14 protein-coding genes are annotated in these 8,011 nt (G+C 49.5%); 2 read left to right on the forward strand and 12 right to left on the reverse strand.

The genetic code is table 11. The annotated features are described in order from the left end of the window. Window positions 1–39: 39 nt before the first annotated feature. The 9 genes from G7Y52_RS13805 to G7Y52_RS13845 all read right to left on the reverse strand — a co-directional run bounded on the left by G7Y52_RS13805 (window position 40) and on the right by G7Y52_RS13845 (window position 4,602). Window positions 40–252 carry a hypothetical protein gene (locus tag G7Y52_RS13805; RefSeq protein ID WP_165072865.1) on the reverse strand — a complete coding sequence of 71 codons (213 nt, stop codon included), beginning with the start codon at window positions 250–252 and terminating at the stop codon, window positions 40–42. Between the two features lie 10 nt (window positions 253–262). Continuing rightward, complete coding sequence (locus tag G7Y52_RS13810; RefSeq protein ID WP_165072867.1) at window positions 263–517, reverse strand: hypothetical protein; 255 nt, start codon at window positions 515–517, stop codon at window positions 263–265. Window positions 518–673: 156 nt separating this feature from the next. Further along, window positions 674–970 carry a hypothetical protein gene (locus tag G7Y52_RS13815; protein WP_165072869.1) on the reverse strand — a complete coding sequence of 99 codons (297 nt, stop codon included), beginning with the start codon at window positions 968–970 and terminating at the stop codon, window positions 674–676. A gap of 417 nt (window positions 971–1,387) precedes the next feature. Next, window positions 1,388–1,531: a hypothetical protein gene (locus G7Y52_RS13820; RefSeq protein WP_165072871.1), complete on the reverse strand. Its 144-nt coding sequence runs from the start codon at window positions 1,529–1,531 to the stop codon at window positions 1,388–1,390. Between the two features lie 304 nt (window positions 1,532–1,835). Further along, entirely contained in the window at window positions 1,836–2,114 is a 279-nt protein-coding gene (locus G7Y52_RS13825; protein WP_165072873.1) for a hypothetical protein, read from the reverse strand. 334 nt (window positions 2,115–2,448) lie between these two features. Beyond that, window positions 2,449–2,745 carry a DUF1640 domain-containing protein gene (locus G7Y52_RS13830; RefSeq protein ID WP_165072875.1) on the reverse strand — a complete coding sequence of 99 codons (297 nt, stop codon included), beginning with the start codon at window positions 2,743–2,745 and terminating at the stop codon, window positions 2,449–2,451. 295 nt (window positions 2,746–3,040) lie between these two features. Further along, window positions 3,041–3,415 (reverse strand): hypothetical protein, encoded by a 375-nt coding sequence (locus G7Y52_RS13835; RefSeq protein ID WP_206215322.1) that lies wholly within the window; start codon window positions 3,413–3,415, stop codon window positions 3,041–3,043. A gap of 347 nt (window positions 3,416–3,762) precedes the next feature. Further along, the gene (locus G7Y52_RS13840; RefSeq protein WP_165072879.1) at window positions 3,763–3,984 is read right to left on the reverse strand and encodes a hypothetical protein; all 222 of its coding nucleotides are present in this window, start codon (window positions 3,982–3,984) and stop codon (window positions 3,763–3,765) included. 462 nt (window positions 3,985–4,446) lie between these two features. Continuing rightward, on the reverse strand, window positions 4,447–4,602 hold the full coding sequence (locus G7Y52_RS13845) for a hypothetical protein (RefSeq protein WP_165072881.1): 156 nt from the start codon (window positions 4,600–4,602) through the stop codon (window positions 4,447–4,449). Between the two features lie 605 nt (window positions 4,603–5,207). On the opposite strand from G7Y52_RS13845, the gene G7Y52_RS13850 reads away from it, so the two are divergent. Next, a complete protein-coding gene (locus tag G7Y52_RS13850) occupies window positions 5,208–5,450 on the forward strand; it encodes a hypothetical protein (protein ID WP_165072883.1) in 243 nt (80 codons plus the stop codon). A gap of 142 nt (window positions 5,451–5,592) precedes the next feature. Here the strand turns inward: G7Y52_RS13850 and G7Y52_RS13855 are convergent, their stop codons facing one another. The 3 genes from G7Y52_RS13855 to G7Y52_RS13865 form a co-directional block, all read right to left on the reverse strand. After that, complete coding sequence (locus G7Y52_RS13855; protein ID WP_165072885.1) at window positions 5,593–5,922, reverse strand: hypothetical protein; 330 nt, start codon at window positions 5,920–5,922, stop codon at window positions 5,593–5,595. Window positions 5,923–6,027: 105 nt separating this feature from the next. Next, window positions 6,028–7,047 (reverse strand): HNH endonuclease, encoded by a 1,020-nt coding sequence (locus G7Y52_RS13860; RefSeq protein WP_165072887.1) that lies wholly within the window; start codon window positions 7,045–7,047, stop codon window positions 6,028–6,030. A gap of 16 nt (window positions 7,048–7,063) precedes the next feature. Further along, window positions 7,064–7,561 carry a hypothetical protein gene (locus G7Y52_RS13865; RefSeq protein ID WP_165072889.1) on the reverse strand — a complete coding sequence of 166 codons (498 nt, stop codon included), beginning with the start codon at window positions 7,559–7,561 and terminating at the stop codon, window positions 7,064–7,066. Between the two features lie 11 nt (window positions 7,562–7,572). Between G7Y52_RS13865 and G7Y52_RS13870 the strand changes: the two genes are divergently transcribed. Next, window positions 7,573–7,836, forward strand: coding sequence for a hypothetical protein (locus tag G7Y52_RS13870; RefSeq protein ID WP_165072891.1), 264 nt, complete (start codon window positions 7,573–7,575; stop codon window positions 7,834–7,836). The last annotated feature ends 175 nt before the right edge of the window (window positions 7,837–8,011 follow it).

Genomic DNA, 8,011 nt, shown 5'->3' on the forward strand with positions numbered 1-8,011 from the left:
GCGCTTGCCAGGGTACTCATACGCATGACGACACATGACTCAGACCGTCCTTTGCCCCTGGCCGCCGTTCGCCCGGATAAAAACGTAATGGCGGCGGAGCGCGCTGAAAAGTTGGGAATTGCCGTTTGCTGTGGCCACGGCCATAGCCCGGCGGAGCCAGGCCAGGGCGCTCTCTGCCGTGGCCGGGAAGCGGACTGCCTCATAGGCCAGAGACAGCGCCCGATCGTTGATGAAGCAGGCTTTCGTATCCATGAGGGAGCCTTCAGCTATTCGCCTGGCTATTCGCCAGGATGAAGTTTTCCAGTGTGACCGGCCAGCCGGGTTCGCCTTCAGCGTCTGTGAAGAGCTCGCATGTGTGCAGATCGCTGAAAATGCGTTCCTGTTCCTCACGCGGCGCGTTGAGAAAGCCGCCGTCGGGGTCAAGAATGTCTGCGGTCTTGTAAAAGCGCCCATTGTCGCCTTTGAAAACGGCGCGGCCCCAGTAGTCTGTGCCGACATAACGGACAGTGATTTTCATTCAGGCAGCCTCCTTTATTTCTAACGAAAAACCCGCCTCGCACGTTGGCCTTTCCTTGCGGGCAGGCGTTGTGTGCTTGGCGGGTTCAAAATGTTGAAAATTACAACTTTTGTCAACAGAAAAAAGAATGTTTTTACAACTTTTTTAAGTTTTGGCTTACTTCCTTTCGGATAAAACCCCAAAGGCATTTTCAGCGAGGGCGCAAACTTCGCCAGGCGATATGTCCAAGGCGCGAGCCATACGCGTAAACTCTGAAAAAATAAGACGTTTTCTTTTTCCTGTGGAGCCTTGTGGCTTCCGTAAGCCCTGAAGCCGCATCCTTGCCGCTGAGGGGGGAGCGTCTGGGAAAACGCGGGTAGCCCATTCCTCAACAGTCATTTTTTTTTCTTTGCGCCGATTATCCAAGAAGTCGATAACCCAAGCTTCCATCTCGATCTGCCTTGCTTCGTTCATGGCCTTTCCTCCTTAATCAGAGGAAAGGTAGCAGGAAAAACGTTCTTTATTCATACCTGTAATTCCCGCTTGACAAAAGTTGTAAATCGCAACATTTTGAACGTCAAGCAAACCGTTCCTTGACAATCAGCCCCGATGAACCCGCTTCAGACGCCGCGCCGGTTTGCTGCCGCCCGCCGCCTGAAGAACAGGGGGAGGGATACCCGATGGAATCGGGCCGCGCCTGGACGGCAGTTTGGACCAGGGCGCGAAACCTTGCCGAAAGGCAAAAGAAAAGGCCCCCGGAAATCCGAGGACCTGTAAGTCAGCGGCGGGCGCTGGCGGTATGTCAGTTCTGTTTGTGCTTGCGGGTCAAGTGGACACCGTAAAGGAAAATCCCAGCCATAAAGGCAGCGGCCAAAAGCCAGAGGGCGATACTCATTGTGTCCTCCTTGTCAGATAAAGGCAGCCGATTACCCCGGCAAAACCGAGAAAGACCGCAAAGACATTTTGCTGGTACAGCCCGATCAAGAGGGAACCTACCGCAAATTTTTCAAGAATATCCGCAATTCTTTTTACCATTGTTCGCCTCACCCCATAGATAACCATTCTTGCGCGCACTGTCCACAGCGCCGTTGAGTTGTCCGCATTTTTGCAGCTTGCGTTGCTGTGGGGTTAGTCACCTCCCCCAGCGGCCCGGTCGCTCGTCACGCCCTTTGTTCCGCCACCCGCCCTTTCGGGAACCGGGGCCAGCCTTTGCGTCGTTGGCAAAGGCAGATTAGTAAACTATTTACTGTGAGTCAACAATTTTAGAAAATTATTTTCTGAAAAAAATATGGGCGACCGAAGCCGCCCAAGTAAACATATTTCTAAAAATGCAGTCAGTCTAATCCTGCTCCACTTGGTTCCAGAGAAGCAGCAATTCTTGAGCTGGATTTTTGTCCAGTGCCTTGCACATGGAGCAAAAATCCCCAAGACGAAGGCGTAATGCCTTTTTTGTCGCGGTCTTAGCATTCCACATCGCGTGCACTTTCGACCACGGATTTGAACTTTCGGGAAAGGCCCGTTTCCCAAACTCTGCCTCTGTCAACCCCGCATCTTTTCTTGCTTTTTGCAGAAAATCGAGGGCTACACGTTCAATGTCAAGGATGTTGTCCTCCTTCATGCCCGCGCCTCCTTTTTTCCTGCCAGTGTATCACAAGGAAATTACTACGCGGGCATTTTCTCGTTTTTGTTGACATAGGAAATAATTTACTGTAGCGATCTTGTCAACGGCCACCCGTGGCCCGCTCTTTGACAATTTGCCCCGAAGACCCGCCCAGCCCACGCCGCGCAAGGCAGCTCCTTCCCGCCGTGGTGACGGTGGCGAGGGTACGCCCGGAAACGACCGGGCCGCGCCTGGACGGCGGTTTGGACCAGGGCGCGAAACCTTGTTGAAAGGCAAAAGAAAAGGGCGGCTCATTGAGAGCCGCCCGTGAAACCTTGGAGCGGAGTGCTGGCTAGAAGCCCAGCCAGCCGAAGCCCTTGGCCATGATGGTTGCAAGGGCAAGTCCTATGCCGAGTTGCCACTTGAGAAGCCGAAGCTCAGTGTCCTTGATAGAAGCCTTCACCTTTTCAATTTCGAGGCGAACATCTTGGGTGTCGCCCTTGGTAGCCAGTTCTTTGCGGGACGCTTCGTCGTAGCTTCGCACGACGCCCTGCATGGCTTCGACCTGCACTTTGGCCTGTTCTTCCGTGAAGCCGGCGGCCTTGAGCTTTTCAAAGTATCCGAGGGTATCAAAGGTTGTGGCGGTCATAATGGCCTCCTGCTGTCTCTATTCAGAGATAAACGGTTTCACGGCCTCTGTCAAAAACGCGTTGGCCGTGTGTGCTCCGGCTTGGGGCGACGGATGGGGAGCTACCTTGCCCCGCCGCTTGCAGCCTTCTTCGCGTCTGTTTTCAAAGATCGCCGGGGCGGCGTGGGCCGTTCCCCGTGTCGCTGAAAACATAATGATAGATATTTTATCAAGTGTCAAACAAAAAGGATAAAATTTTTATCAAATAAAAAAGGCCGCTCAGTTGGCGGCCTGATAAATTTTTTCGCACTTTCGGCTATTCTTCGGGGTTTATCCTCCCCCAGATAAGCAAAAGTTCCTGAGCAGGATTCCTACCGAGGGCATGGCATATTGCGCAAAAATCTCCCAGTCGCAACCTCAAACCGTCATTTCCTTTGCCCCTCCCATGCCATAGGCTGCTTATTTTGAGGCGGGGATTTTTGGCTTGTGGGAATGCCTTTTCTCCAAGCTCTTTTTCCGTCATGTCAGCATCTTTCCTCAGCTTGAGGATCAGATCCAGTGCCTCGCGCTCGACGTTCAAAATAGCTTCATCCTTCATAGGCGCAGCTCCTTTTTCCCACCAGCATAGCAGAGAAAAAGCTATCACGCCTATTTTAAATTTTTCTGGTTGACGTGATTTTTTATCTATCATAGAACTGGCGCACGGGCAACCCGGCGGCATGGCCCAAGAGTATCCGCAAATGCCACGGCCCGCCTGTACGGCGGCCCTGCCTTTGCTCTTTGACATCAGCAACTGCCCGAAACTATCGAACGGTTGCCCCACCCCGAAGACCCGCCCAGCCCACGCCGCGCAAGGTAGCTCCTTCCCGCCGTGGTGACGGCGGCGAGGGTACGCCCGGAAACGACCGGGCCGCGCCTGGACGGCAGTTTGGACCAGGGCGCGAAACCTTGCCGAAAGGCAAAAGAAAAGGCCCTCCGGTGACGAGGGCCTCGTGGTCAGCGTTGGGTGCTGATGAAAGTTAGTTCTGCTTGCGGGTTTTATAAAGACCGTAGCCGATAACGCAGATGACAACGGCGGTCAAAAAAATCCAGATAGCCATATTCACCTCCAAGCCGTTTCCCGAGAATTATCACTCCCACAAGGGAGACAATGCCGGGTATCACGCCCCACCAGACACTTTGAAAAGCGCTCACGGCGAAGCTGGCAACTGCGAAGTTAACCAGAAAATCAATCAGCTTTGAAAGCGTTTCTTTGTTCATCTCCGCCTCACCTCATAGATAGCCACTTTCGCGGCTGCCGTCAAAAAGAATTGAAAAAGTCAAGGCCGCCGTGCAGGCTCCGAGTATCCGCAAAGGCCATGGCCCCGCCTGTACGGCGGCCCTGCCCCTGCTCTTTGACATCAGCAACTGCCCGAAACTATCGAACGGTTGCCCCACCCCGAAGACCCGCCCAGCCCACGCCGCGCAAGGTAGCTCCTTCCCGCCGTGGTGACGGCGGCGAGGGTACGCCCGGAAACGACCGGGCCGCGCCTGGACGGCGGTTTGGACCAGGGCGCGAAACCTTGCCGAAAGGCACAAAAAAGGCCGCTGGAATCCCGGCGGCCTGTGAAGGAAAAGGGCGGCTCGCGCCGCCCGTGGGGTCAGTTTTGCTTGCTCAGATAAAAGCCATAGGCTGACAGAGCAATGCCAACAATGATGAACATAATCCAGCCAGTACTCATATCAGTCCTCCTTGGTGAGAGAGATGCTGACAATTAAAAATATCACCGCTGCCCAGAATCCAGTCATGTTTCCTTGAAAAACACCAACCGCAATTCCGGCCACTCCCAATTTTTCAAGGGTGTCGGCAACGCGTTTCAATCGGTTTTTGTATTTCATCCTCTACTCCGCTGAAAAAGTAACCATTTTCACGGCCTCTGTCAAAAACGCGTCTGCCCTCCTCAAATCAAAAAATAGGGTTCGCCCTGATTCCGTTCCGGTCGAACCGGTGACAATCTGTCCCCGGTTCTCGGAAACGAAATTTGTGTCATGTTTCACGGGCTGATCCAGCCGTCGTGTCTGCCCGTGCTCCGCTCTGCCCTTGTTTGGACGCCTTGCCGCTTTCGTGGGTACAACGCCTCAATGGGGGGCTTCTCTGCGCTCGATTTTTAGGCCCATCCGCCCTTTTCGCGCCTCGATCCAGCTTGCGGGGGCGGCTCTTTTCCGGCCCCACCAACGTCTGGCGTTGGCCTCCCTGCCGCGCAGGCGGTTGCCATTGGGGATTGGCTTGTGGCTACTCTGGCCCGTGGGCCGTGTTCGCCGCCATTCCCCGTTGGTAGCTCTAAAATAGAAGGAAACTTTCTATTTGTAAAGAAAAAATAGGATATTTTTTTCTAATTTATGTAGAATCAGAAAAATGCCCAACCTATTAGAGCCCAAATGTGGAGGAGAAGATGGTTAGACGGGAAATTGTAAAGACTGGCGAGAGGGTAGAGGTGCGGCTCGTGGACGATGAACATTCCGAGCCGGGTTGTATCGTCCTGGAAAAAGAGGATAGGGCGATTATTGATAAAATCGCCAAGTGTGCCGCCAGGTGGTCAATGGCTGCCTACCGGGAGGACAAGGATGGATTGCTACGCTGGTCGAGAGAGTGGGCGGACCTGTCCGAGAAATTATTTCGATTTTGGGTTCGCCTTGGCTGCCCGAAGTTACCGCCGAGCGAGGAGGAGCGCACCAAAGGAGCTTAGGGCTGGAGCATTTTCTCTTTGAAAATGCTCTGCTGACGCGAAAGCGGCAGCCGCCGCAACGTGGCGTACATTCAGGCGAAAAACGCGGTTTTTCGCCTGAATGCCACCTTTGACTTTCATAAAAAGTCAAAGGTAATCTGCTCTAGGATATATAGGCTTCTCTGAGGTCTTTGCATATTTCCGCACGTCTATCCGCATCCGCTTCGGGGATAAAAAGGATAATGTCGGAGTTGAACTCGCGGATATTGTTATGGACTTCCTTATCATTCGCCATTGTTTTAGCGATATTATCAGTTTCGCCAACATAGAAAACATCGCATGGGAACTGGTCAACAATATGGAAGAGGCTGTACTCACTTGATAATACAAAAACTCCCGGCTCCTCGTTAAAATTTGAGCCGCAAGTATAAATCTTTACATCGTAATCAGCCCCCGATGCTCCAGTGAGCGTTGTGTATCCAAAATCAGGCATGGCTTTCTCCGTTATTGTAATCGGTTAGTGCCGTTTACCTTCCTTCAAACTCTCAACGCGGCAAGGATAGCCTGTATTCTTCCATTTGTTTGAGATCAAATATTTTTATATTTTACCTTCATTATAGCAAGTTAGGCACATATAATATTCGGAATCAATATTAACTTTACATTTATTATGGCATATTTCGCATTCAATGATTTTGAATTCTTGAGATTTCCTATCCTGAATCTTTTCAAAAGATATTTTCTTTTTCGGATTTTTACCGCAATCATTACTAGATTTTTGGCTTTTTAATAATTTTATTTCATAATTACATATAGGGCATACTGTCCATTGTGATTTTAGGTTTTCTTTAAAAGTGTTTTTACAACATGGGCATGTTATTGATACTTCCTTATTTTGATTTATTTTTTTATCCGATACAAAATTTTTTGAAATTTTAAAATCTTTATGCTGTTTTTGATGGCATGAGACGCACAACAAAATTAAATTAGTGGGATTATTGGTGCCATATTTATGAAGTGGAATAATGTGGTGAAGGTGATACTCAATATTTCCAGATCTATGGCACTTCCCACATGCTAAACCATCAGTGATAATTATTTTGTTCCTAATATTTTGCATTTCTTCTGGAGAAAGTCGCCCTGAGTACACTCCATTTTGATTGAGTAATCCCTTTAAAAATGATTTATAAATATATATTTGATTAGTTTCATTTCGTGTCAATTTAAATTCATTGGAGATTTTATTCTCAAGAAATTGTTGATGCTTTTCACTTCTGATTTTAATTATCGCTGAATTGCGCTCTTCTCGTATCTTTCTCGCCAGATTCTCTATTTCTGTTGTCGTTTTATTTGACTCATAGATAACCGATATAATTTTAGAAAAAGAATTTTTGTTAGAATAAATTATATTACGTGCCTCATGGTGAGCTGATTCTTCGGTGCATAGGGGATAGGTTTCATCAATTATTTGTTTTATTAAATTCTCTGAACTGGATAAATCGAATTTTGCTCCGCTTATTTTTTTTAAACACAAAGCACATATTGAAAGTCGAGGGGTACTAAATTTTAAAATTTTTTCCTTTTGGCATATATCGCATTTCCCTCGCTCGTCTTTCATATGATTAATTTATTGTTTAGTTTTTGTGGGCAACGGAAGACTGTCCATATTGAATTTCTTGTTGGGGCGGAAAGCCTTTTTGTATTTGTTCCTTTTCCTTTACCTTAGGTCGCCCAGGTGTTCCTTTTTCATTGCTAATGTCGTTTTCAAGAGTCCAACCATTGCGGATGTGATTACTCACATCCCAGCACAACTTGTCTATGGTGGTGCTTACAGCAAGGGCAAGGTTGTGGGCTTCCTCGATGCTCAGGCTGCGATAATGGCCTTGGCCGTTACCATTCCGCACGGATCGCCACGCATTGACCGGGTGACTTACCCCTATGAAGGCTTCTCTAGCAAGGTCTGTATCATTCTTTGGTGGAGTCATTTCTGCGGCCTTTTGGCACACTGTCCACACCAAACATCTTTCAAATACTTTTCCATTCATAGGTTTTTTTTGCCTGAAATTTGAGGAGGAAAAAACCGCAAATTTTCTTCTTGAGTAAATAGGATTTTTCCTTCTAAAATATGGCATCTGGAGGTCACATGGAAATCTCTGATGCCTTTGCCACTCTTAAGGAGCGTTTCGGTAACCATTCCTTGGCAGCCAATCATCTTGGGATGACACCTGAGCACTACCGCGCCCTCCGCAATGGCCGCGCCCATATTTCCAAACGCACGGCTGAGTTCATCATCCTCAAGGCCAAGACTGTTGCCCCTCAAGAGCAACCGGTAGCACAGGCCAAGCTCGCAAACCGTGACGATCCAGGCATGAGCCTGCCCAATTCCGGCCAGTCTGTAACTGTCTAACGAGCGGAGGAAGCTGCATCATGCCTCACAACGCGCCATTCTGCCCGAAGTGCGGGCGCAAGATGGACAGGATTTTCAGGTCAAACAGCGAGACCCCCCGGCTTTTTCTCTGCCGAGAGTGCGGACACGAACAACGCCGATACGGTGAGCCGTGGAGTTGGAAGGATATTCAGTT

Origin of the sequence: Desulfovibrio sp. ZJ200 (assembly GCF_011039095.1) — a bacterium.
Taxonomy (GTDB): Bacteria; Desulfobacterota; Desulfovibrionia; order Desulfovibrionales; family Desulfovibrionaceae; genus Desulfovibrio.

Bases quoted from the DNA above. Each gene is read 5' to 3' on its own strand.
- G7Y52_RS13830 (WP_165072875.1), bottom strand. From the start codon at position 2,745: ATGACCGCCACAACCTTTGATACCCTCGGATACTTTGAAAAGCTCAAG.
- G7Y52_RS13810 (WP_165072867.1), bottom strand. From the start codon at position 517: ATGAAAATCACTGTCCGTTATGTCGGCACAGACTACTGGGGCCGCGCC.
- G7Y52_RS13870 (WP_165072891.1), top strand. From the start codon at position 7,573: ATGGAAATCTCTGATGCCTTTGCCACTCTTAAGGAGCGTTTCGGTAAC.
- G7Y52_RS13805 (WP_165072865.1), bottom strand. From the start codon at position 252: ATGGATACGAAAGCCTGCTTCATCAACGATCGGGCGCTGTCTCTGGCC.
- G7Y52_RS13860 (WP_165072887.1), bottom strand. From the start codon at position 7,047: ATGAAAGACGAGCGAGGGAAATGCGATATATGCCAAAAGGAAAAAATT.
- G7Y52_RS13820 (WP_165072871.1), bottom strand. From the start codon at position 1,531: ATGGTAAAAAGAATTGCGGATATTCTTGAAAAATTTGCGGTAGGTTCC.
- G7Y52_RS13845 (WP_165072881.1), bottom strand. From the start codon at position 4,602: ATGAAATACAAAAACCGATTGAAACGCGTTGCCGACACCCTTGAAAAA.
- G7Y52_RS13840 (WP_165072879.1), bottom strand. From the start codon at position 3,984: ATGAACAAAGAAACGCTTTCAAAGCTGATTGATTTTCTGGTTAACTTC.
- G7Y52_RS13835 (WP_206215322.1), bottom strand. From the start codon at position 3,415: ATGATAGATAAAAAATCACGTCAACCAGAAAAATTTAAAATAGGCGTG.
- G7Y52_RS13815 (WP_165072869.1), bottom strand. From the start codon at position 970: ATGAACGAAGCAAGGCAGATCGAGATGGAAGCTTGGGTTATCGACTTC.
- G7Y52_RS13865 (WP_165072889.1), bottom strand. From the start codon at position 7,561: ATGCCATATTTTAGAAGGAAAAATCCTATTTACTCAAGAAGAAAATTT.
- G7Y52_RS13855 (WP_165072885.1), bottom strand. From the start codon at position 5,922: ATGCCTGATTTTGGATACACAACGCTCACTGGAGCATCGGGGGCTGAT.
- G7Y52_RS13825 (WP_165072873.1), bottom strand. From the start codon at position 2,114: ATGAAGGAGGACAACATCCTTGACATTGAACGTGTAGCCCTCGATTTT.